Source organism: Enterococcus durans NBRC 100479 = LMG 10746 (assembly GCF_001544215.1).
GTDB classification, from domain to species: Bacteria; Bacillota; Bacilli; order Lactobacillales; family Enterococcaceae; genus Enterococcus_B; species Enterococcus_B durans.
On record NZ_BCQB01000020.1, the window covers coordinates 1 to 23,146 of the forward strand.

The 23,146-nt window shown below is 39.2% G+C and carries 20 protein-coding genes and 1 pseudogene; 4 read left to right on the forward strand and 17 right to left on the reverse strand.

All coding sequences use genetic code 11. The annotated features are described in order from the left end of the window. Positions 1 to 402: 402 nt before the first annotated feature. The 7 genes from ED2_RS07275 to treR form a co-directional block, all read right to left on the reverse strand. Positions 403 to 777, reverse strand: a complete 375-nt coding sequence (locus ED2_RS07275; protein WP_005875287.1) for a hypothetical protein — start codon at positions 775 to 777, stop codon at positions 403 to 405. 135 nt (positions 778 to 912) lie between these two features. Next, on the reverse strand, positions 913 to 1,377 hold the full coding sequence (locus tag ED2_RS07280; protein WP_005875285.1) for a low molecular weight protein-tyrosine-phosphatase: 465 nt from the start codon (positions 1,375 to 1,377) through the stop codon (positions 913 to 915). 15 nt (positions 1,378 to 1,392) lie between these two features. Then, positions 1,393 to 1,974, reverse strand: coding sequence for a TetR/AcrR family transcriptional regulator (locus tag ED2_RS07285; protein ID WP_005875283.1), 582 nt, complete (start codon positions 1,972 to 1,974; stop codon positions 1,393 to 1,395). A 48-nt stretch (positions 1,975 to 2,022) separates the two neighbouring features. After that, complete coding sequence (ruvB, locus tag ED2_RS07290; RefSeq protein WP_005875281.1) at positions 2,023 to 3,024, reverse strand: Holliday junction branch migration DNA helicase RuvB; 1,002 nt, start codon at positions 3,022 to 3,024, stop codon at positions 2,023 to 2,025. 12 nt (positions 3,025 to 3,036) lie between these two features. After that, positions 3,037 to 3,639, reverse strand: coding sequence for a Holliday junction branch migration protein RuvA (ruvA, locus tag ED2_RS07295; protein WP_005875279.1), 603 nt, complete (start codon positions 3,637 to 3,639; stop codon positions 3,037 to 3,039). A 556-nt stretch (positions 3,640 to 4,195) separates the two neighbouring features. Then, positions 4,196 to 4,636: a peptide-methionine (R)-S-oxide reductase MsrB gene (msrB, locus tag ED2_RS07300; protein WP_005875277.1), complete on the reverse strand. Its 441-nt coding sequence runs from the start codon at positions 4,634 to 4,636 to the stop codon at positions 4,196 to 4,198. Positions 4,637 to 4,712: 76 nt separating this feature from the next. After that, positions 4,713 to 5,426, reverse strand: coding sequence for a trehalose operon repressor (gene treR, locus ED2_RS07305; RefSeq protein WP_005875275.1), 714 nt, complete (start codon positions 5,424 to 5,426; stop codon positions 4,713 to 4,715). 237 nt (positions 5,427 to 5,663) lie between these two features. Between treR and treP the strand changes: the two genes are divergently transcribed. Continuing rightward, positions 5,664 to 7,619 carry a PTS system trehalose-specific EIIBC component gene (treP, locus tag ED2_RS07310; protein ID WP_016177213.1) on the forward strand — a complete coding sequence of 652 codons (1,956 nt, stop codon included), beginning with the start codon at positions 5,664 to 5,666 and terminating at the stop codon, positions 7,617 to 7,619. 514 nt (positions 7,620 to 8,133) lie between these two features. On the opposite strand, the gene ED2_RS07315 is transcribed toward treP, so the two are convergent. The 6 genes from ED2_RS07315 to ED2_RS07345 form a co-directional block, all read right to left on the reverse strand. Continuing rightward, a complete protein-coding gene (locus tag ED2_RS07315) occupies positions 8,134 to 8,691 on the reverse strand; it encodes a Maf family protein (protein ID WP_016177212.1) in 558 nt (185 codons plus the stop codon). A gap of 19 nt (positions 8,692 to 8,710) precedes the next feature. Continuing rightward, positions 8,711 to 10,801 carry a DNA mismatch repair endonuclease MutL gene (mutL, locus tag ED2_RS07320; protein WP_016177211.1) on the reverse strand — a complete coding sequence of 697 codons (2,091 nt, stop codon included), beginning with the start codon at positions 10,799 to 10,801 and terminating at the stop codon, positions 8,711 to 8,713. A 15-nt stretch (positions 10,802 to 10,816) separates the two neighbouring features. Continuing rightward, positions 10,817 to 13,435: a DNA mismatch repair protein MutS gene (mutS, locus tag ED2_RS07325; RefSeq protein WP_060789736.1), complete on the reverse strand. Its 2,619-nt coding sequence runs from the start codon at positions 13,433 to 13,435 to the stop codon at positions 10,817 to 10,819. Continuing rightward, on the reverse strand, positions 13,419 to 13,793 hold the full coding sequence (locus ED2_RS07330; protein WP_005875266.1) for a YlbF family regulator: 375 nt from the start codon (positions 13,791 to 13,793) through the stop codon (positions 13,419 to 13,421). Before ED2_RS07330 ends, mutS begins: the two co-directional genes overlap by 17 nt. Before the next feature lie 14 nt (positions 13,794 to 13,807). After that, on the reverse strand, positions 13,808 to 14,605 hold the full coding sequence (locus ED2_RS07335; RefSeq protein WP_005875264.1) for a TIGR00282 family metallophosphoesterase: 798 nt from the start codon (positions 14,603 to 14,605) through the stop codon (positions 13,808 to 13,810). A 420-nt stretch (positions 14,606 to 15,025) separates the two neighbouring features. Further along, positions 15,026 to 15,964, reverse strand: a complete 939-nt coding sequence (locus ED2_RS07345; protein ID WP_005875261.1) for a DMT family transporter — start codon at positions 15,962 to 15,964, stop codon at positions 15,026 to 15,028. A gap of 565 nt (positions 15,965 to 16,529) precedes the next feature. Here ED2_RS07345 and ED2_RS07350 point away from each other — a divergent pair. After that, positions 16,530 to 17,825: an ISL3 family transposase gene (locus ED2_RS07350; protein WP_016177209.1), complete on the forward strand. Its 1,296-nt coding sequence runs from the start codon at positions 16,530 to 16,532 to the stop codon at positions 17,823 to 17,825. 304 nt (positions 17,826 to 18,129) lie between these two features. On the opposite strand, the gene ED2_RS07355 is transcribed toward ED2_RS07350, so the two are convergent. The 3 genes and pseudogenes from ED2_RS07355 to ED2_RS07370 form a co-directional block, all read right to left on the reverse strand. Next, positions 18,130 to 18,903, reverse strand: a complete 774-nt coding sequence (locus tag ED2_RS07355) for a Cof-type HAD-IIB family hydrolase (protein ID WP_005880656.1) — start codon at positions 18,901 to 18,903, stop codon at positions 18,130 to 18,132. 19 nt (positions 18,904 to 18,922) lie between these two features. Further along, a pseudogene (locus tag ED2_RS14930) lies at positions 18,923 to 19,558 on the reverse strand (DNA alkylation repair protein). A gap of 23 nt (positions 19,559 to 19,581) precedes the next feature. Next, complete coding sequence (locus ED2_RS07370; protein WP_016177207.1) at positions 19,582 to 20,379, reverse strand: formate/nitrite transporter family protein; 798 nt, start codon at positions 20,377 to 20,379, stop codon at positions 19,582 to 19,584. A gap of 322 nt (positions 20,380 to 20,701) precedes the next feature. Between ED2_RS07370 and rpsD the strand changes: the two genes are divergently transcribed. Both rpsD and ED2_RS07380 read left to right on the forward strand, forming a co-directional pair. Beyond that, on the forward strand, positions 20,702 to 21,313 hold the full coding sequence (rpsD, locus tag ED2_RS07375) for a 30S ribosomal protein S4 (protein WP_005880660.1): 612 nt from the start codon (positions 20,702 to 20,704) through the stop codon (positions 21,311 to 21,313). Between the two features lie 539 nt (positions 21,314 to 21,852). Next, entirely contained in the window at positions 21,853 to 22,410 is a 558-nt protein-coding gene (locus tag ED2_RS07380; protein ID WP_005880661.1) for a biotin transporter BioY, read from the forward strand. Positions 22,411 to 22,538: 128 nt separating this feature from the next. Here ED2_RS07380 and ED2_RS07385 read toward each other — a convergent pair whose 3' ends face one another. Next, on the reverse strand, positions 22,539 to 23,048 hold the full coding sequence (locus tag ED2_RS07385; RefSeq protein WP_060789737.1) for a QueT transporter family protein: 510 nt from the start codon (positions 23,046 to 23,048) through the stop codon (positions 22,539 to 22,541). Positions 23,049 to 23,146 lie beyond the last annotated feature (98 nt).

Sequence of the window (23,146 nt, forward strand, 5' to 3'; positions counted from 1 at the left end):
ACAATAAGAAATAATTTTTACAAAGAAATTTAACAACTTTCAAAAACTTTCGTCACAAAAAATTCACAACTCCTCGCTATTATATAAGCATACCAACAAACAACCCTAACAACACTTTTTCATTTTTAACTCCTTATCCTGCTAGCTCCCCGGCTAGCAGGACCTTTTTTTATTTCTACTATATTTTCTGCTTTTATTCGATCCTTTGATACAAAAAAAAGAGCGTGGGACAAAACTAAAAATCAGTTTTGCCACAGACTCTAACTCCGAATAAACGGTGGGGGGCAGAAGTAACTCCTTCGGAAATAAGCCGAAATTCACAAAAATTTGAAAAGTAATTTTCGTTAATTTCTTCTTATTTCTCGGAGTTAAACACTTCTGTCCCAACCTCTTCGATTTGATTTATTTTGATAATCGTTCTTGCTCTCCCGCTGGTGAAAGGCTAGTGATTTTTTCGATTTGTTCAATTGGTATCATACGTATTTGTTGTTCTTGGTTTTGTAAACGGATCATGACCCGCTCTTTTTCCACTGTTTTCGTTGCGACCCAGCCCGAGATCGTTTCATATTTATTACTCATGCGATTTTCTCTGACTTGCAGAATGACTAAACTGTGTTGCGCTGCCGCTTTTTGTAGTTCAAGAACAAACTTTCCTTGCAGACGTACATTCTCTGCTATTTTCTCAGTGTCATTTACAAAAGAATCGAAAAGCTGGTAGGACGTATGTGTCACTAACTTGGTCAGTTTCTTCATAGGTGATACTGGTTCTTCATTCATCGAATGCACTCCTCCTTTAACTAAGAAAGTGTTACTTAATTAAGTCTATTTTACCTAATTTTTAGCGAAAAAACAAGAATATGATTTGCTTCAGTTAAAAAAAGTAAGCGTTAACTTATCATATATATTGTTATTTTATTGATCTTTTCTCCATATTTTTAGCCAATAATCAAGACCTTGGCTCAACAGTTGATAGGTTTCATCAAAATCATGTGTGTAATATGGATCAGGAACATTTTGTTCTTCTTTCCCTGGTACACTACTCAAAAATAAATGGATTTTGGCTTGAGCATCTGTAGGTGCTAACTGTTTTAGTTCCTCGACATTCGACTGATCCATACCAATGATCCAGTCAAATTTTTGGAAGTCTTGTGGCTGGATTTGGCGGGCAATCATACCCTCTGTAGAAATATTTTCTTTTGCTAAGATCGCTTGCGTACCTGGATGAGGTGAACGTCCAATTTCATACGTGCTAGTGGCTGCTGAATCAATCCTAAATCGATGCGACATCCCAGCATCTACAATCCGCTTTTTCAATAGTCCCTCAGCCATCGGTGAGCGACAGATATTTCCTAAGCACACAAATAAAACGCTAGTCATTGACAGGTTCTCCCCTCATTCATTTTCTTCTAGTTCTTCTTTTGCGTACAACCGGTAAGAATACAACTCTGTATCTTTGGCTAAACGAAAGAGTTGCATCGCAATCTCCATTGGCGTTTCAGTATACTCGTGAGTGATCCAATTGATCAATACCCCACTACAACCGTAGGAGAAAAAACGGGCATAAAACAATTTATCTGTTGAAGATAATTGCTTTTCCTCGTCCATTTCTTCAAAAATCTTGATAAATGATTGCTGGATGATCGTTATAAATTCTTTTTGCATTACTTCTTGGTCTGAAACTACTGTACTTGCATAAAAATCTTTTTGAGCAGCGATTGCTTTTAACATTTTCAAAGCTTGTTCTTCCCAATTGTCTAAAGAAAGAGAATCAGGATCTAGATAGTGTAAACAGTCTTCATAATAGACCCAGCGTAATAGATCATATTTATCTGTAAAATGATAATAAAACGTCTGACGATTGATTCCAGCTTCATGCGCAATCCGCTGAACACTGATTTTTTGTAGAGACTGTTCTTGACATAGATCGATAAACACGGTTTTGATCAATTGTTTCGTGTGCAGTGTATCACCCATCCACATTCCTCCTATCTTTCCACTTAAAGAATTGAATTCACTACAAAATCAGACCTGATAGTCGTAGCCAAAATGTTCGTATGCGTAGGCAGTCGCAATTCTTCCTCGCGGTGTACGCTTTAAAAATCCCTTTTGTATCAAAAAAGGTTCATACATATCTTCTACTGTTTCTCGTTCTTCCCCGATATTGACGGATAAAGTACTTAGTCCGACCGGTCCTCCACCATATAATTCGATCATTGTCCGCAACAGTTTTTGATCCACATAATCTAGCCCAGCTTGGTCCACTTGTAATAAAGTCAATGCTCGATCTGCGATCTGCTGATCGATTTTTCCATCGCCTTGGACTTGCGCAAAATCTCGGACTCGCTTCAACAAGCGATTTGCGATACGAGGTGTTCCTCTCGAGCGTCGTGCAATCTCTAACGCACCTTCTTCGATGATTTCTGTTTGGAAAATATCAGAAGAACGGATAACAATCTCTCTTAAATCAGATTCTTCATAGTACTCCATGTGGGAAATGATCCCAAACCGATCTCTAAGTGGTGCCGACAGCATTCCTGCTCTAGTTGTTGCGCCAATCAATGTAAATGGTGGCAACGGAAAATGGACTGGATGAGCAGTCGGTCCTTGGCCTACCATGATATCTACATAGAAATCTTCCATCGCCGAATAAAGCATTTCTTCTGCTACCCGCGGTAACCGATGGATTTCGTCAATAAATAATACGTCTCCAGCTTCTAATTCATTGAGGATCGCCACTAGATCCCCTGGTCGTTCAACAGCCGGTCCACTCGTAGTCCGGATATTCACCGCCATTTCGTTTGCAATCACCATGGCCATTGTCGTTTTTCCTAAACCTGGAGGACCATATAATAATACATGATCTAAAGGCTCTTCCCGATTACGAGCTGCTTCGATATAGATCTTTAGTTCTTGTTTGACTTTGTTTTGCCCGATATACTGCGAAAGATACTGCGGGCGGAGGGATTTTTCCAAACTAAGTTCATTTTCACCCGTTTCAGGCGATAATAGATGTTCGTCTGTCATTCATAGCCCTCCTTATTTTTTCATCATCAATTTCAATGCTTGACGTAAATATTCATCAGTGGTTTGATTTTCCACTTCTTTTAGTTGTTTTTCTACACGTTTGACTTCTCTTTCACTGTATCCTAATGCAGATAAAGCTTCCATTGCCTCAGATAGAGCCGTTGCATCTTGCAGTGCAGTCTCATCAAATAAATTGAAGGGCGTCTCGATGCTCAACTCGCCAAATTTTCCTTTTAGATCAAGAATCATCTGCTGCGCTGTCTTTTTACCAACACCCGGGAATTTCGTCAAATAAGTGACATCTCCAGATTCTACTGCATGGATCAATCCCGAATGATCGTCACTAGCCATAATAGCCAAGGCGCTCTTAGGACCAATGCCTGAAACACTGACCAATCGTAAGAATAATTGTTTTTCTTCTAGAGAACCGAAGCCATAGAGAAGATGCGCATCTTCTCGGATGACTTGATGGACGTAGATTTTTACTTCTTTGTTCATTTGACTGCTATAACGGTAAGGATTTCCCAAAGCAATTTGATAACCGATCCCATTTGCTTCAACTACTATGTAATAGGGATTGATAAAAGTGACCACACCTGTCAGATATTCATACATCTTGTTATCCTCTTTCTTTCACACACATACGTTCGCATATTTTCTCCTATTGTAGCACACTTTGGCTTTTGAAAAAAGAGGTCGCTATTTTTGTTCCCGCATCATCAAGTCATATGTATCCAAAATCATATAAACTTTGGAACAGAGAGAAATAGCTGTTTTAATCTCATAGTGTTGCTTTCTCTGCCCTCATCTCTAGCCAGCATCTCGGGTACAGGTCAAAAACAGTACTGGACTCGATAAGCGGATAAAAAAATACGACGGAAAAAGCCGCAAACAATGAAATTTGTGACTATCCCCAGTAGGCGAGGCTGGGCCAGAAGTAGAAACACTTTTGTCGCATTCTTTAAAAACGAATAAACGGCGGGAGCAGAAGCAACTCCTTCTTATTTCTCGGAGTTAAACACTTCTGTCCCAGCCTCAAATTTCATCGTTCACAGCGCTTGATCGTGGATAAAAAGTTCAGATATTGGTCATTCTTTTACTGAAAGCCGTTTGATTGTCCGCCTTAGACGTTTTCTTGATTATACTTGATAATTTGTCATGGTCAGACCTTTCATTCAACTAACGAGCGATAGTCGCCATATCCTTGCTGTTCCATTTCCTCATAAGGAATGAACTTTAAAGCCGCAGAATTGATACAGTAGCGTAAGCCACCCTTTTCTGTGGGGCCGTCATTGAAGACATGCCCTAAATGTGAGTCTGCTTGATTGCTCCTCACCTCTACTCGATGCATCCCATGTGAGAAATCAGCTTTTTCTTTGATATCTTTTCTTGTGATTGGCTTACTGAAAGCTGGCCACCCACAGCCTGCATCATATTTCTCGGCAGAGCTGAATAGTGGCTCACCACTGACAATATCAACATAGATCCCTTTTTCATAAAAATCATCATATTTTCCTGTGAATGGTCGTTCTGTCGCGTTTTCTTGTGTCACTGCATAGGAAATTGGTTCTTGTTCTTTTAACTCTTGTTTTTTCTTTTCAATTTCGTTCATCAAAAACGCCTCCTTGTCTTTTAATCATAATGACAAAGGAGGGAGAAGCAAACAATCTGCTCATTTTGCTACAGGTTTATACTTTTCGTCTTCTTGCAAACTCTACAAAGCGGAATTTGTCTAAACGGTGGATCGATTCGGTATATTCGAAACAACTCGTATCCTCTAAATGGACTAAGCCTCTCACAACCACTACGTATTGGTCTCCGTTTAGATCCATAGCTTCTTCTATCGCTGCTGTCACAGGTTCAACGGTGATTTCTTTTTGGGCATAAGCAATCGTCAGCTGTAACTCATCTTCAAAGTATTCATAAATAGACCCTTCACTGATCTGCTTTGTCAACACAGGAACTACGTCCTTCAATAGATAATCTCTATCCAAGATCACGATTTCCCCATTGATTTTTCTTTGACGTATCAAATGCCAGACCGGTGTTCCTTTTACCCAACCAGTAACATCGCTAAGTGCTTGATCAACTGTTGTTTCTTCTAACGTCTGCACGATGGTTTCACTAGGAATATGTTGTGCTTCTTGTAGCTCTTTATAGCTAGTTAAACCAGCGATTGGAAAATCAAATCGATTACGTTCTAATACGATTGACCCTTTTCCCTGTTTTTTTTGGATATAACCTTCTGTTGTCAAAAGATTAAGCGCTTTTCTGATTGTTTCCCGTGAAACACCATAAATCTTGATCAATTGATTCTCACTTGGCAACAACGTATGGGGAGGATATTCTTTTTCCAAAATTTTTTGTTCCAAATCTAAAAAAATTTCATTGAATTTATTCATTCGTTTCTCCTCCACTAAACAGTTGAAATCTCTTACTCGTTAATCAACTATACTACAGCTTTTTTCTGATTTCAATGTTCTGGCTACTTTCTTACTCCATTCACTCCATCGTTTTTTATAGCGGTTACAAGATTTTTTTATTTTCAAATAAAACGCTTGCAATTCACTAAATAAAACAGTATAGTATGGATATGAACAACTTGTATACACAAGTTGAAAAGAAAGGGGTTTATTCCTATGGCAAAGTACCAAGTAGATGCCGAAAAACTACTAGAGAGTATCGGCGGAAAAGAAAATATTGCCGCTGTGAGTCACTGTGCTACACGTATGCGTTTCGTTTTGAATGATCAGCAAAAAGCAGACGAAAAAGCAATCGAAGATATTCCCAGTGTCAAAGGAATGTTTACTAACGCAGGCCAGTTTCAAGTAATTATCGGCAATGATGTAGCCACATTTTACAATGATTTTGTCGCTGTATCTGGTGTTGAAGGCGTATCCAAAGAACAAAGTAAAGTCGCAGCCAAGCAAAATCTTCATCCGGTCCAACGAGCAATTGCTGTTTTAGCGGAAATTTTCACACCACTGATTCCTGCAATTATCGTGGGTGGACTGATTTTAGGTTTTCGTAATGTATTAGAAGGTATCCAATTTGCGAGTCTTGGTGGAACGATCGTTGAACATTCTCAGTTCTGGAATGGTGTCAATGGATTCTTATGGTTACCAGGTGAAGCAATCTTCCACTTCTTACCTGTCGGGATCACTTGGAGTATCGCGAAGAAAATGGGTACTACACAAATTTTAGGAATTGTTTTAGGGATCACATTAGTTTCACCGCAATTATTAAATGCCTATAGTGTAGCTACAACTGCTGCTGATATTCCTTTCTGGGATTTCGGATTTGCACAAGTGATTCCAGCAATGCTTGCCGGATTCATGTTAGCTTATTTGGAAATTTTCTTCCGTAAGTATATCCCACAGTCGATCTCAATGATCTTCGTACCATTATTCTCATTGGTACCAACAGTCTTAGCAGCTCATGTAATTTTAGGTCCTATCGGCTGGACAATTGGTAGCTGGATCTCAAATGTCGTAAATACAGGGTTGACTTCTTCAATCAGCTGGCTATTCAGTGCAGTATTTGGTTTCTTATATGCCCCATTAGTAATTACTGGATTGCACCATATGACAAATGCGATCGATATGCAGTTGATTGCTGATTTTGGTTCAACGAACCTCTGGCCTATGATTGCTCTATCAAATATCGCACAGGGTTCAGCTGTACTGGCAATCATCTTCTTACACAGAGGGAATAAAAAAGAAGAACAAATCTCTATTCCTGCAATGATCTCTTGTTACTTAGGTGTAACAGAACCTGCAATGTTCGGGATCAACTTGAAATACGTTTATCCATTTGTGGCAGCAATGGTTGGCTCGGGTCTAGCAGGGATGTTCGCTAACTTGATGGGTGTACGCGCAAATGCTATCGGTGTAGGAGGCTTGCCTGGCATCTTGGCTATCCAAGCACAAGCATGGGTACCATTTATCATTGCAATGGTCATTGCAGTCATTGTTCCTTTCGGTTTGACTGTCATCTTTAGACGTCAAGGTATTTTGAATAAAATTGATCGAGCTGTACCTGTTGCTGAATCAAGTGTCCAATTACAAACAGCAGACGGTAGCACTGTTGCTCCAAAACAGTTCGAACCAGTCAACACAGCAACAACTAGCGTAGCTCTTACTGAAGAATTGTTTGCAGTAGCAGATGGACCAGTTAAAGAGATCATCGAAGTTGATGACCCTGTCTTTTCTCAAAAAATGATGGGTGAAGGATACGCGATCGAACCTTCAAACAACAATGTGTATGCACCTGTCAGTGGTAGAGTCACTAGCGTTTTTGAAACACAACACGCTATCGGTATCTTAAGTGATGTAGGCCTTGAAGTCCTTGTTCATATGGGACTTGATACGGTTGAGTTAAAAGGAGCGCCTTTCACTATACACGTGAAAGAAGGCGACCTTGTCACACCAAATACACGTTTAGCTGAAATGGATCTAGCTGCGGTTGAGCAAGCAGGGAAAAAGACCGATATCCTCGTTGTTCTAACTAACGATGAAAAAGTAGCTGGATTATCACTCGATCAAACAGGACTTGTCCGCCACGGCGAACAAGTCGGTAAAGCAAAAATCAAGTAAGACAAAATGAGCCAGATAACCTCTGCATAACGAGGTTACTTGGCTCATTTTTTTGGTTCTATACTTTTTGATGTTGGTGAAGTTCGTCAACATTTTTTGTGATTCAAAAGTATAGAAAAGATAGCTTGAAATTCTTTAGAATGAATTTGACATCTATAAGCAACAAGGACTAATCTTTGGAAATAAAATGAGGTCGAGACAAAAGTGTTTCTTACTTTTGTCCCATTTTCCTCATCTTACCAGTTTAAGAGGCTTTTTTACCTCGTTGGAAGCTTTCCGGAACTGCCTACTATACAAGGGTCTTCAAAACCTACAATAATAAACGAATATGGAACAAATCTAAAAATCAGGTTTTTTGGAAATTTCAAAAAAAAAAAACGAGCAATACAAAAAGCGTATTGTTCGTTTTTCTCTCCAATTTATCAAACCTAAACGACTTTTGTCTCGACCTCGTCTAATTTATTCCAGAATTTCTCATTACCACTATCCTTTGATAATGAGCCTTTTTTTAGTTTCAGTTAAATTTTTTCAGCGCTTGATTGACGGCACCAATGGGAAATCCCACAATACTGTAATAGTCGCCATCAATTGCTTTGACAAACGCACCAGCCAGGCTTTGGATACCATATGCGCCTGCTTTATCAGCATAATCACCAGTTGCTAAGTAAGCAGCGATCTCTACATCTGTTAGATCGTAGAAAGTAACTGCCGCATGTGCTAAGATTTTTTCTTCTTTTTGATGATCTGTTAGAACGACTGCTGTATAGACATCATGGGTCGTGCCACTTAGTTTTCGAAGCATCTCTTGCGCTTCTTCCTCATTCTCAGGCTTACCCATGATCTCATCTTCAAGCACCACCGTCGTGTCGCTTGCAATGATCAATGTATCTGGTAGTTGTTTACTTTTAACAACCTTCGCTTTTTCAAGAGCCATTCGTTGTACATATTGTTTAGGGTTTTCCCCTTCAAATGGCGTTTCATCGATATCAGCAGGTTGAACCTCAAATGTGGAAACCAATCGTCCTAGTAATTCTTTTCTTCTTGGTGACTGTGAAGCCAAAACAACTTTCATCTGTTTTCCCCTCTTCGCCTTAATGTGGATCTTGGATCCTTTTGAACATTCTTTTCATATCTGAATTAGTGAAGTGGATCAGTACTGGTCTTCCATGTGGACAATTAAACGGATTTTCACATTGGGCAAGATCGTTCAACAGTACCCTAGCCTGTGCTTCATTCAGATAATGGTTCGCTTTGATCGATCGTTTACAACTCATCATGATTGCTGTTGCCTCACGAAATTTCTTCACACTAACCGTTCCAGTGGACAATAACATATCGATCATTTCTCGAATGATCGCTTCTTCCTCCCCGTTTGGATACCAAGTTGGGTGCGCACGAACAATAAAACTATTTTGGCCAAATTCCTCTAAATAAATCCCGACTTCTTCAAGTACAGGTTTCTGCTCTTTTAATTTCAATGCGTCGCTATTCGGGTAATCTAAAACAAAAGGAACAAGCAGTTCTTGAAGGTCATCTGTGACTTCCCCGATTTTTTCTCGGAAATATTCATATTTGATCCGTTCCTGAGCGGCATGTTGGTCAATGATATAGAGTCCTTCTTTGCTTTGAGCAAAGAGATATGTTCCATGCATTTGTCCAAAATATTCCAACTGAGGAAAACGTTGTGTTGCCTTTTCAGTCTCGAGTTTTTGGATTGCTTGCTCCAATCCACGATCTTTTTTCCCTAGCTCAAATTCTGGATGTAAAGCTAATTCTTCCTCGTACACAGTTTCCGCTACATCTTGACTAGGAACTTCTTGTTCTAAAAAGTTGCCCACAGTGGATAACTCATCTGCAGACTTATCCACTGATTTTTCTACAAAGTTATCCACAGTATCACCAGGTTTATCCACCGTTTTTCCCTGTTTTTCTGGATAATCCCCTGTTTCTTCAGAAAATTCCTCATTGTTTTCAACACTTTCCACAGAGTTATCAACAGAATCGTTCACAACTGGACTCTTTTCCTCAGAAACATAGAATGCGCCTGTCGTTTGATCGTAACCCAAACTTTGCGGGGTTTTTGGTTTCTGCTCTTCAAACGCATAAGATAAATCAATCTCGATTTGTTCAGCTTTTGGTTGATCCGGTACTTTTTTCTTAAATCTTAAATTGTCTGCAGCACTAGGAATCAAGTTTTCTTGTGATAGTGCTGTTTGGATCGCCTGAGCAATCAAATCTGTCAGTTCTTGTTCTTTGGATAAACGGACTTCTTGTTTTGTAGGATGGACATTGACATCGACTAATAACGGGTCCATTTTGATTTCTAAAACAGCAATTGGAAAACGACCAACCATTAGTTTCGAGCCGTAACCTGCCACGATTGCTTTGTTTAACGAGAAATTCTTGATGAAGCGGCCATTGATGATCGTCGATAAATAATTTCGGCTTGCACGAGTAACTTCTGGCAAAGAAACATACCCAAAGACTTCAAAATCTAAATCGTTCGCTTCAATTTTCAACATTTTTTTTGCTGTAGCTAATCCATAGATCCCCGCAATCGTTTGTTTTAGATCTCCATTTCCTGCTGTTGCCAACATTTTATTGCCATCGTGGACTAAACGAAATGCAATCGTGGGATGGCTTAAAGCTAAGCGATTGACGATATCGCCAATATTGGCTAACTCCGTATGCAATGTTTTTACATATTTTAACCGTGCAGGTGTATTGAAGAACAGATTGTCAACGGTGATTTTTGTTCCTTGTCTTAGTGGCGCCGGGCGATGCTCTATTACTTCTCCGCCCTTCAATTCTAAGTAGGTTCCTTGTGTTTCCTCTTGATTTGCTGTCTCAATCGTAAGCAACGATACGGAAGCAATACTAGGAAGCGCCTCTCCGCGAAACCCTAACGTACGGATGCGGAAAAGATCATCACGACTATGGATCTTACTTGTAGCATGGCGTTTGAACGCATTTTCCACATCTTCAGTCAAGATACCTTCGCCATTATCAATGACTTGGATTTTTTTCAAGCCTGCTTCTTCAACTAAAATATCAATTTGCGTACTTCCGGCATCAATGGCATTTTCAACGAGTTCTTTTACCACGGATGCTGGCCGTTCGACAACTTCACCAGCTGCGATCTGATTGGCTAATCGTTCCGATAGTTCCTGAATTTTTGCCATCTCAACGCCTTCTTCCTATAGTTGTTTTTTTAGTTCGTATAATTGATTCAATGCATCCATCGGCGTCATTTCTAGAAGGTTCATCTGTTTTAAAGCGGTGATGACAGCTGTTTCTGATTCACTTAATTCACTAAACAATGAAAGTTGTTGTGTTTCTGCTGGCTCTTCTTGTAGCGTGTTAGCTTCTGGATACGAGATTTCTTTGCTTGATGCCACTTCAACTTCGACAGCGACTGAATGATGGATAGTATCGCCCGCTTCTAGCGTTTCTAAAATTTTAGCTGCCCGCTCTAATAATTTAGGAGGTAATCCAGCAATTTTCGCTACGTGGATCCCATAACTTTTGTCTGCGGGTCCGTCCATCATCTTGTGGAGGAAGACCACTTCCCCTTCTTTTTCCACCGCACCCACGTGGACATTCTTCAACTGAGGTAATTCTTGGTCTAAAACAGTCAATTCATGGTAGTGCGTAGAGAACAATGTCTTTGCCTGTACGTTTTTGTGGATATACTCAATGATTGCTTGGGCTAATGCCATACCATCATACGTTGCCGTTCCTCGACCTAACTCGTCAAATAGAATCAAGCTATTCGGTGTAGCATGGAGCAATGCTTGGTTCGCTTCCATCATTTCAACCATAAATGTACTTTGGCCAGCAATAAGATCATCACTTGCTCCAATACGAGTAAAGATCCGATCGAATACTGGTAGGATGGCTTTTTGCGCGGGTACGAAACAACCCATTTGTGCCATTAGAACAGTCAATGCCAACTGCCGCATATACGTACTTTTACCTGACATATTTGGTCCTGTTATCAACAAGATCATTTCATCTTCTGCCATCTCCACACTATTCGGGATGTACTCTTGATGTCCTAAAACTTTTTCGACTACTGGATGGCGTCCTTCTTGAATCACTAGTTCATGACGGTTTGTAACCATTTCAGGGCGCACATATTGATAGCGTTCACTGATAGTAGCGAAGCTTTGCAAAACATCTGCTGTACTAATAGCCTTGGCAAGTGTTTGTAATGGTTGGATGGCTTTTTTCACTTCTTCTCTTACTGCCAAAAACAACTGATATTCTAAATCTACTGATTTTTCTTCTGCTTCAAGAATCTGTGTTTCTAATTCTTTCAATTCAGGGGTTATGAAGCGCTCTGCATTCGCTAGTGTTTGCTTTCTTTCATACTTTTCTAGTTCAGTGTTCGCAAGATTGGCTTTCGTGATTTCAATATAATACCCAAAAACGCGGTTGAAACCAACTTTTAAGTTTTTGATCCCTGTATTTTGTCGTTCTCTTGCTTCTAACTCTGCTAGCCATTGCTTACCGTTTTTCATTGCTGAACGATAGGCATCCAATTGTTCATTGAATCCATCTTTAATGACATTTCCTTCAGTGATCTGTAAAGGAGGTTCATCTTGGATCGCTTGATCGATCAGGCGTACTAATTGGTCCATCGGTTGCATTTCTTTTAATAGTTCTGTCCACTGTCCTTCATTGATGCCTTCAATCAACTGACGAAGTAACGGTACTTGTTCTAATGAAGTTTTCAATTGGATCAAGTCACGCCCATTGACATTCCCGAAAGCCACTCTTCCTGCTAGGCGTTCTAAATCATAGACTTTCGTCAAGGCACTTTGAAGATCCAATCTTTCAAAATAACTATTTAAAAGTGAATCTACCATGTCCTGACGTGCGTTGATTTGCTTCAACTGGATCAAAGGACGATCTAGCCATTGTTTCAACAGACGACCACCCATAGCTGTTTTTGTCTCATCCAGCAACCATAAGAGTGTCCCATGTTTCTTGCCTGTCCGAATAGACTGACTTAGTTCCAAGTTGAATTTTGAATAGTAGTCCATCTTTAAATAATGATCGGGTTGATATTCTACCGCTTTTTGGATGTGCGAGAGACTTCTTTTTTGTGTAACTGCTAAATAAGTCAATAATTTGCCAGTCACTTCTTTTTCAAGCGGGTCATTCAATTCACTTGTCAAAAAACTAAATTCCGCATTTTCTTCACTTGTTTCTTGTTTTGAAAAAACTAAACCTAGACGATTCTTCAATTGTTCAGAAAGTGTTTCGCTGATTTCATTTCCCAGAACAAGTTCTTTGGTCTGCAAAGCAGAAGTTTCATTTAAAACAGCTTCCTCATCATGTAAATGGGCTGTTTTTAATTCTCCCGTACTCAAATCAACATAGGCAAAACCAAAATCAGTTCCATCATTCACTACAGCTGTCAAGAAATTATTGTCTTTAGCCGAAAGACCTTTACTGTCCATGACTGTTCCTGGAGTGACCAATTGGATCACTTCACGTTTGACCATTCCTTTAGTTGTCTTGGGATCTTCGACTTGTTCACAAATTGCCACTTTATAGCCTTTTTCGATCAGAATATCGATATACCCTTGGGCTGCATGGTGTGGCACGCCACACATCGGAATCGGATCATCTGCATTTCGGTTACGACTCGTTAACGTCAATTCTAAAATTTGCGATGCTTTGATAGCATCTTCATAAAATAATTCATAAAAGTCACCCAAACGATAGAACAAAAAAGCATCTTGGTATTGAGCCTTGATGCTTAAATATTGTTCCATCATCGGAGTATTCTTAGTTTTTTGAGGCATGCTCTTCCTCCTCTATCCATTCATTGATTTCCTCTTGGATCATCTTCGTCAAATGTTGCAAAAGGTCGTTTGCTTCAACCAATTGGTGGCGGTAAGCCAAGACAAGCGGATGCTGATCCATTGTTTCAGTCAGCTCATTCGCTCGTGCAATCGCTTCTTTTTCCGCTTCTTTCTTGCCATAATGTGCAAAGTTCACTGCTTCTTTTTGTGCTTTTTGGATTTCTTCTGTAAGTTGCGTTAGATAGTGATTCTCTTGTACTTTCATTTCTAGTTCTTTGTAGCGGATGATTACTTCATTCAGACTTAATTGTTCCATAAGCTTGTCTGCTTCTTTTTGAATGTTCGCTTCTTTTGGCAATATTCGCTCACTCTCTATTCTAAAAATGGCCGATCTTCATTGATTTGGATCAATTCAATCGTTTTTGCTTTTCCAGTCACATCATCGATCTCTAACAAACAACCGCTCAAAAGCCCTCTGCCGTTTTCTACCACTTCAAAACGTTTAGGTAGGGCAGTTAGGAATTTCTCGATAACAGGTTCACGTCGCATTCCTAAGATTCCATCATACGGACCAGTCATACCAACATCAGTTAAATAAGCTGTCCCCTGAGGCAAGATACGCGCATCGTTCGTTTGCACATGGGTATGTGTTCCAACGACTGCGGAAACTTTTCCATCTAGGAACCAACCCATTGCTTGTTTTTCACTAGTTGTTTCCCCATGAAAATCAACAAAAATAATTGGCGTTCTTTTTCTTGCTTCTTCGATCAATTCATTCATTTTACGGAAAGGGTCATCTAGATCCACCATAAAAGAACGAGCTTGCATATTGATAACTGCTAATTCAAGCTGGTTGACTTTGACAAATACTATCCCTTGTCCTGGTGTTCCTTCTGGGAAATTAGCTGGACGTACCATTTTTTTTGCTTGGTCAATAAACTCAAAAATATCTCTATTGTCCCATGTATGATTCCCCATAGTGACCACATCTACACCATCTTGTAAGAACTTCTTATAGATTTTTTCTGTGATCCCTCTTCCAGCAGCTGCATTTTCCCCGTTGACAATCGTCACCTGTGGTCGAAATTTTTTCTTTAATCGAGGAAGATACTCTGTAATCATTTCTCGCCCCATTGAACCTACTACATCACCAATAAATAAAACCCGCACACTTTTTCCTCTTCTCTTTTAACGTCACTTTATATTATAGTTGTTTTATAGAAGAAAGAAAAGAGGCTGAAACAGAAGTGTTTCACTCCAAGTGCTTTTGGTTTGTTTATGTAGGAATTGCTTATGCTCCCGCAGTTTATTTGTATTTAGAACATGCCCCACATTCTTTTAGTTCTCTCCATTCAATGATCCTTCACTCCTAGTAAAAATCATATGATCGTGTGTTGCCATAATTGAATTTTCTATGCTACTTTTACCTTCTGAAAACAAAGTAAAAAATGCTAAGAAGACTAAAGTCATAGTCTTCTCAGCATCACTATTTTTATCGTTCAAAAAATCCAACAACCAGTCATCAGCCTTCTCATACCATTTTTGGTTGTCATTTTCTTCATTAAAGTGCTGCAAAAGCCCTAAAAGATCTCATTTCGGCTTTCCCACAACTCCTATCCTTTTATCACGGTAACGTCTAAAAGGCAACTTGCTTGCTAAAGCTTGTAAAATCGTAGTAGATAAAATCAACCCCATTCCCACCAAAGAAGACCAATCAAATAACGTGTTCAAGAATAAAACAGATAAAAAAGTGGCCGTTAACGGTTCAAACGAACTCAATAAACTTGTCGTAGTGGGATTGATAAACTGCAAACTTTTGAGATAAAACAAATAAGAAAACAACGTACCAAAAATAATAATAAAGGCCAAAGAAAGAATACTCGATCTTGATAAATGCAGCGGCCACTCCCGTAAAATAAACGGCAATAGAGCAATTCCAGCCGCTAACATTGCCAAGCCAGTTACTAAGGTAGCATCATACGTTCGCAAAAGGGTTCTCGGTAACAAGGTGTATAAAGTTGCCGCAATCCCAGCCATGATCCCCCAAAAAACCGCCCACGGTGATAAAACGAGTTGATTCAAACTACCATGTGTCACCAATAGAAAGGTCCCTGCAATCGCTAAAACAATCGATAAGAGATCAATTCGTCGCGGAGCTGTTCTCTGACGGATCGAATAATAAAGCAGAATAAAAACCGGGTTTAAAAACTGCAGAATAGTGGCGGTCGGGGCATTACCCAAGCGGATCGCCATAAAATAAGTAAATTGCGATGGCACAACACCAGCAAAACCAAACAACAACACATGACCTATATCTTTCGGCCGACTGAACAGTTGAGTCAACTGTTTTCGTTGCGTAAAAAAAGCCCATAAAGACAATAAAAAACCAGCACCTAACAACCGCAGACCAACAATACATTCCGTACTAACAGCATTTTTTGCAAAAAAGTATTGGGCGACACTCCCAGATGCTCCCCATAAAATCGAACCACTGATTACATAAATAAACCCCCGTAGACGTACAGACAAACCCTTTTCCCACCTTCACTAAAACATTTAGTTAAAAGAATACACCAGCTTTCTTCATATATCAATTTGAAAAAGTAAATTTATTCAGCATCCACTACCGAGAAAACGGTTAACATACAGCAACACGCAAAAAAGCTTCGATTAAACGATCAATTTGCCAAGCATACCTGAAGAAATACAGCTTATAACCCTACGATTGAGACCGGTCCAGAAGTGTTTTGCTCTGGGATATCAAGCTGATTTTCTTCTTCCGTCACCGTTTATTCTTGTTTAAAACCTGAGTCAAAAGTATCTATTTGGTCCCCTTTCTTATTGTCGAAAAGAATGTGGGACAAATCTAAAAATTAGTTTTGCCACAGACTCTCGAATAAGCAGCGTACAAAAGCCAGTTTTTTTGGAAAGATCAAAAAAAAAGAGCATAGGACAAAAGTAAGAAACACTGGCTCTATACTTTTTGATGTTGGTGAACTTCGCCAACATCTTTTTTTGTATAAAAAAATATAGAAAAGACACCCTGAAATCCTTTAGAATTAATTTGGCTAACAAATTCATAGGAGGATTCAAGATGTCTCATACTCAGCTTATCAAAGATACCCTAAATATCCTAGACCTAAATATCTATTTCGAGGAAAATTGTTTAACTAAAGAAAAATATAAAGGGCAAATTTGCTTGATTTACAAAGGAACTCTTCAGTACACGCCAGAAGAGTGTCCCCATTGTCTTTGTGTCGTCCCCTCTAGGATCATTCGTTGGGGGACGACAACCGTTCGGTTGTTACTGAATGATGTGTCTGAGTATCGCACTTATCTGGAGTTGAAGAAACAACGATTTAAATGTAAGTCTTGCCAAAGAACATTCGTAGCGGATACCTCTGTTGCTGAAAAACACTGTTTCATTAGTCAAAAAGTTCGTTGGTCTGTCATTGCTCGCTTAAAAGAGAATACTTCCATGACGGAAATCGCCCGTCAGAAAAATATCTCCACTTCTTCGGTCTATCGTGTCATGAAGCGATTCTACCGCCCATTGAATCCTTTCAAACAGACTTTGCCAAAGGTCTTATGCTTTGATGAATTCAAATCGGTTCGAAGTGTTGCCAGTGCAATGAGTTTTATCATGATGGACGGACAAAGCCATGCATTATTGGATATTGTCGAAAATCGACGCTTGCCTTATTTAGAACGCTATTTTTCTCGGTTTTCATTAGCGACTCGTGAAGCCGTTCAATTGATTGTTATTGATATGTATGCGCCTTATGCTTCGTTAGTTAAAAAGCTTTTCCCGAATGCTCAGTTGATCATCGACCGTTTCCACATCGTCCAACATATTGGCAGAACCTTCTTGAATCATCGAGTGAAAGAAACCACGGCACGGCTTAAAGGAACTTCCCACTCTCAACGAGGGTTAGGGAAAAAATTGAAACGCTATTGGAAACTCCTACAAAAAGAAGAAGCAAAGTTAAACTACGAAAAACGGGTTTGGCGTGCCAGTTTTAAAGATTATTTGACTGAAAGTGAGATTGTCGATCGACTGTTAGCTGCTTGTCCCAACCTACGCCAAGGCTATCAGTTATACCAAGACGTTCTTTATGCGGTAAAGAAAAGAGATCAGTCACTATTTGAGGATTGTTTAACTAGAGACATTAGCGGTCTGCCTGAAACCTATACAACAACTTTACGAACGTTTAAAAAGTTTCTGCCACAGATCCAAAATGCGCTTCACTACAGCTATTCAAATGGACCATTGGAATGTTTAAACAACCACATCAAAGTATTAAAACGCAATGCTTACGGCTTTCGCAACTTTTACAATTTCAAACTACGAATCATGATTCGTCATGGCAAAACATTTTTAACCAAATAAACAGAACAGAAAGAGGTTTTCTTCTTTCTGTTCTGTCCAAATTATTCTAAGATTTCTCTTTACCAACATCATTTGACAAAGAGCCGAAACACTTTTGTCTCATTCTCTAAAAACGAATAAACGGTGGGAGCAGAAGCAAATCTTTCGGAAATAAGCCGAAATTCACAAAAATTTGAAAAAGCAATTTTCGTTCATTTCTTCTTATTTCTTGGAGTTAAACACTTCTGTCCCAACCTCTTTTCTTTCCAATTTCTCAAACCTAAACGATTTTTGACTCGTCATTCGAATAATCAGTGGGAATAGACTAAATAAAAGCCAATTCTTTCAACGCTTTCCAAATACCATCTTGGTCATTTGTATCTGTGACTATTTTTGCTTCTGCTTGGACTTCCGGCGCAGCATTTCCCATTGCTACTCCGATTCCTGACATACGCAACATTTCTCGGTCATTTTGTCCGTCACCAAAACTAATGATATCTTCTTGCGCAATACCAACTTGATCGGCTAAATGTACGATTGTCGCTGCTTTTGAACCGTCATGAGGAACAACGTCTACACTATTTTCATGCCAACGTACAAAACGGATCTTATCATAATCAGCAAAACGATCATCATAGGTTTTATCAAAAAAGGCTAAAGCTTGGTAAATCTCTTGTTCCTCGACAAAATATTGATCCAACTCAGGCAAAACGGCGCCAAATGAATGCATTGCTTCTTCCATCACTCCGACATGATTCGAAGAAGAGCGCTTGATATTATCTAGACTAACAAATGCCGTATCGATATTCTCACTATGTGCTTCTTCGACAAAGCGGTCTAACTGTTCACGATCCAAAAGATTTTTGTAGACTTGTTCATGATCTAAAAAACCTGCAGCTCCATTACATAAAATATAGTTGGTAAAATCTAAGTCACGGATCACTTCCTGTGCATGGAAACGACTACGTCCCGTAGCAATCGTCACTAAATGACCTGCTTTTCGTAATTTATCGAGCGCTTCTCTCGTGCTATCTAGTGCTTGCTTATTCGTGTCCAACAATGTTCCGTCAATATCAAATACAAATAGTTTGCGTTTCATTTTTTGTCGTCTCTCTTTCTTATAAATACTTGCTTGCTTCTCTTGTTGCCAAAGGACTCAAGTCTTTTGCTAATTGTTCTCTTACCCAATCTGCGTCGGTTTTACTATAATCCCTTAAAGCCCACCCAATTGCTTTTTGGATAAAAAACTCATTGGTCATACGGTCGGCTTCGATTGCTTTTGCAAGTAGCTGTGTCTCCGTTTTTTCTTTAAAACCTAATTGTAGCGTAATGGCAATACGCCGCAACCAAAAATCATCTTGTTGTGCAAAAACATTAAAAACTGATTCCAGTTACTCTAGATGGCGAAGGCACCATGTACTGTAAACTTTCCGCCATAGATCAATACTGTCCCACCATTCTTTTCTTTCTACAAGCATTATCAATGCCCGCAACTCATCAAAAGTAAAACGTTGAACGTTACGTTGGACTAAATCGATGGCTAAATACTGATACTCTCTTTCGATTTGACCATAATAATAGTCAGCCAAAGCAATAATTTCTGAAACAGATAGGTATTTACTCTCAAGCAACAATTTTTTTTGCATATGTGCTCGTTCTGGTTTTGGCACGCCGGCAAATAAAAACTGATTACGCATATAGTCTTCCATCTGTTTAGCTTTCTCTTCATTTTTTGGAAAAACAAGCTTTTCCAATTTTCCTCCTCCTTTTGAAGGGGTCAGTCCACATAAGCTGATTTTGACTGATTCAACCAAGCGTACCCTAGCCCCATGACTAGTCCGCCTCCTATATAATTTCCAAGCAAGGCAAACAATAAATTATGTACGATGTTGCCTAGCGTCATCGCATCCATTTGTCCTCCTGAAGCAAAGAAAGCCAATGTAAAAGCAGGAAAATTCGCAATCACGTGTTCATAACCTAAAAATGAGAAAATGAAAATAATGAACACAACCGTTAATACTTTACCTGCATCATCCCTCATACGCATACTGATCAAAACAGCTGTATTGACTAGGATATTTGCAAACATCGCTTCCACCAAAATCGTCATCGTCGGCTTTGTCAGTTTCGTTGCAACTGATTCTAACATATAATTGTCCAATGCCAAACTTTGAAATGGCGAAGTAGCAGAAACCAAAAATCCAAACAACAAGCCGCCGATCAGATTAAACAAAATACAAGTAAATAAAATTTTTAGTGCTTTCGATAGATTCAAGCGCTTACGATAAACACCGACTGTCATATAAAGCATATTCGAAGTCCCTAACTCTGCATTCATGTACAAAATCATTACCAAACCCCAACTAAACATAAATGCATAAAGGATCTTCCCAAGTCCGTGAGCGATTGCTTCGCCTTTCATTGCGATTGCAAAAGCCACAGCTGTTCCTAATGTTAAAAATAAACAAGCAAATATGGCGCGTAGTGCATAACGTGCAAAACTATTGTCGAACAAGTCGACTTTCTTTTCGATCGAGGCATCGATCTTTTCAAACAACGGTGATACTGGGTTCATCTCTTTTCTCCTTTGATTTGTTCAATTATTTTCATGCTTTTGGCATATACCTCCTTATTTTATAGAGTGCGGAAGCGTTTGTAAAGCGTTTTTAGAAGCTTTTTCACTTGACATCACCAAGTGATTTCCTTTATACTGGAATTTGTGTAAAATAATGCAGCAGAAGAATAATAATACGTCCCTAGTTCGTTGCCCCGATTCGGGTTCAATTGTGTAACCGCGGCTGCAAAGGTGAAGATTGAAGAACGGACTACACGATTATGAATTTTTCATCGGATTATTTTACTCCAAAAACTACATTTATTTATTGGAGGAAATTTTAATGTCTCGTTATACAGGACCATCATGGAAAATTTCTCGTCGCCTAGGTATTTCATTATCAGGCACAGGAAAAGAATTAGCACGTCGCCCTTACGCTCCAGGTCAACATGGACCAAACAGCCGTGGCAAACAATCAGAATACGGTATGCAATTAACTGAAAAACAAAAACTACGTCATATGTACGGAATGAACGAACGTCAATTCCGTAACTTGTTCGTTAAAGCTAGCAAAATCAAAGAAGGTAAACACGGGGTTAACTTCATGATCTTACTAGAACAACGTTTAGACAATGTTGTTTATCGTTTAGGTCTTGCAACTACTCGTCGTCAAGCACGTCAATTAGTTAACCATGGCCACATCACTGTTGATGGCAAACGCGTTGATATCCCTTCATACCACGTTGAAGTGGGTCAAGTGATCTCAGTTCGTGAAAAATCACAAAACATCGTAACAGTTAAAGAAGCTGTTGAAGCAACTGTTGGACGCCCAGCATTTGTAAGCTTTGACGCTGAAAAATTGGAAGGTTCATTAACTCGTTTACCAGAACGTGACGAACTATATCCAGAAATCGACGAAGCACTTGTCGTTGAATACTACAACCAAAGCCTATAATTTCAAAAGTTTCGGTTTACAAGCCCACTACCACTTCGGTAGTTGGGCTTTTTTATTTAGAGGTTGTGAAAAGAGCGCTTTGGCCTTAGCGATAAGGAGGAAAAACTCGAAACAGCTTTCCATGTTTTGAGATTTTTTGACTTATTGCCGAAGGTCAGCTCTTTGAACACCGTTTTATTATAAGTTTTAAAGAAGAAAAACTAAGCTTGAATATGGGACAAATCTAAAAATCAGTTTTGCTACAGACCCTAATTCCGGATAAACGGCGGGAGCAGAAGCAACTCATTCGGAAATAAACCGAATAATCTGAGAGTCGTTTTTTTGAAGTACAATCCAAAAAGTTCGCTTAAAAAACTGCTGTTTTGAGCAGACGTTCTTTTTCTCCAGAGTATTCGACTTGTTTTTTTGTTTAAATAGTTCTGAATCCGTTTCATTGGTTATGATCAACATATTTTCATTTTTCTCTTTACAATTCTATGTATATCACGTACAATTTCGTTAACCTATTAAAAATATAAAGTTAACGAAAAGGAGAAATTATGACAAAATCTTTGAAAGAACTTATACTTGCGGCTGAATTTGCAGCGATTATCGCTGTCCTCTCACAATTTACCATCCCCTTAGGTATCATTCCTTTAACAGGCCAAACATTTGCGATCGGGCTGACCGCCACCTTTCTTGGTAAACGAACAGGAACGGTAGCCGTCTTTATTTACTTATTGCTAGGATTGATCGGCTTACCTGTTTTTTCTGGCATGACTAGTGGGATCGGTGTCCTATTTGGCCCTACTGGTGGATATTTGATTGGGTTTATTTTTCAGACCTTGCTGATTGGTTGGCTGATTGAAAAATGGGGCGAAAATTATCCGCAAGCTTTTATTGCAAATCTCTTAGGTTCTGTGATTGCTTTGATTTTTGGCACATTTTGGTTGAAAATCAGTGGCGGGTTATCGATCCAAACGGCATTTTTAAGTGGGTTCGTTCCCTTCCTACTCCCAGAACTGATCAAAGGAACTGCAGCGGCTTATCTAGGGATCTTATTGAGAAAAAGACTGCACCTGATTACTCACTCGACTATTGCTTCACCTAAAAAATAACTATTTTTCCCATTACAATAAAAAAATAAGCGGTGCACTACTATTCGACAATCAATGCGGGACAGTAGTGCACCACTTATTTTTATCATGTTCATTCATGTACAAAGCTATACCATTTAATTCACACTTTATTTAGTCAAATCGATTTTTTTACTGATCCGGTAGATGATGACGCCCCCCACAATCATAGAAGCCAATTCGCCTAAAGCAATGACTCCCCAATTAAAGAAAAAGGGTGCTTGATACAATAATTTTAACTGTCCTGCCACTGTAAACATGGAGAATGCAAAAATAAGCGTTGTAATCACCATTTTCAGTTTCATATTTTTTACTCGTTTCGTCACACTATAATTGAGCAATAGAACGATCAGTGTGCTGACACTACCAACGACGACATCGACCAACCCAAGTGGCGAAGCCAAGTTAGCTAATGCTACACCTAGTGTTAAAGCATAAATATATTTTTTATTATAGAGGGACAGATAATTGAACATTTCTGATAACCGTATTTGGATGGCACCAAAACTGATTACAGACAATACAAGGGTGACTGCTACATATAAACCTGTGACCAAAGCCATTCGCGCGATTTCTGCTGTCGTCCAACGGTTTTTTGAAGTTATTTCTTTATGGTCCATTTGTTTTCTCCTTTGCAAGATAATATTCTTGGTAATAACTACGACCAAAGGATGGGAATTTTCTTCCAACTGAAGTGCCGTAGTGTAAGTTTTTTTTG

What these genes read in the sequence shown, in the direction of transcription:
- ED2_RS07275 (WP_005875287.1), bottom strand. Translation starts at nt 777, where the DNA reads ATGAATGAAGAACCAGTATCACCTATGAAGAAACTGACCAAGTTAGTG.
- ED2_RS07280 (WP_005875285.1), bottom strand. Translation starts at nt 1,377, where the DNA reads ATGACTAGCGTTTTATTTGTGTGCTTAGGAAATATCTGTCGCTCACCG.
- ED2_RS07285 (WP_005875283.1), bottom strand. Translation starts at nt 1,974, where the DNA reads ATGGGTGATACACTGCACACGAAACAATTGATCAAAACCGTGTTTATC.
- ruvB (WP_005875281.1), bottom strand. Translation starts at nt 3,024, where the DNA reads ATGACAGACGAACATCTATTATCGCCTGAAACGGGTGAAAATGAACTT.
- ruvA (WP_005875279.1), bottom strand. Translation starts at nt 3,639, where the DNA reads ATGTATGAATATCTGACAGGTGTGGTCACTTTTATCAATCCCTATTAC.
- msrB (WP_005875277.1), bottom strand. Translation starts at nt 4,636, where the DNA reads ATGAACGAAATTGAAAAGAAAAAACAAGAGTTAAAAGAACAAGAACCA.
- treR (WP_005875275.1), bottom strand. Translation starts at nt 5,426, where the DNA reads ATGAATAAATTCAATGAAATTTTTTTAGATTTGGAACAAAAAATTTTG.
- treP (WP_016177213.1), top strand. Translation starts at nt 5,664, where the DNA reads ATGGCAAAGTACCAAGTAGATGCCGAAAAACTACTAGAGAGTATCGGC.
- ED2_RS07315 (WP_016177212.1), bottom strand. Translation starts at nt 8,691, where the DNA reads ATGAAAGTTGTTTTGGCTTCACAGTCACCAAGAAGAAAAGAATTACTA.
- mutL (WP_016177211.1), bottom strand. Translation starts at nt 10,801, where the DNA reads ATGGCAAAAATTCAGGAACTATCGGAACGATTAGCCAATCAGATCGCA.
- mutS (WP_060789736.1), bottom strand. Translation starts at nt 13,435, where the DNA reads ATGCCTCAAAAAACTAAGAATACTCCGATGATGGAACAATATTTAAGC.
- ED2_RS07350 (WP_016177209.1), top strand. Translation starts at nt 16,530, where the DNA reads ATGTCTCATACTCAGCTTATCAAAGATACCCTAAATATCCTAGACCTA.
- ED2_RS07355 (WP_005880656.1), bottom strand. Translation starts at nt 18,903, where the DNA reads ATGAAACGCAAACTATTTGTATTTGATATTGACGGAACATTGTTGGAC.
- ED2_RS07370 (WP_016177207.1), bottom strand. Translation starts at nt 20,379, where the DNA reads ATGAACCCAGTATCACCGTTGTTTGAAAAGATCGATGCCTCGATCGAA.
- rpsD (WP_005880660.1), top strand. Translation starts at nt 20,702, where the DNA reads ATGTCTCGTTATACAGGACCATCATGGAAAATTTCTCGTCGCCTAGGT.
- ED2_RS07380 (WP_005880661.1), top strand. Translation starts at nt 21,853, where the DNA reads ATGACAAAATCTTTGAAAGAACTTATACTTGCGGCTGAATTTGCAGCG.
- ED2_RS07385 (WP_060789737.1), bottom strand. Translation starts at nt 23,048, where the DNA reads ATGGACCATAAAGAAATAACTTCAAAAAACCGTTGGACGACAGCAGAA.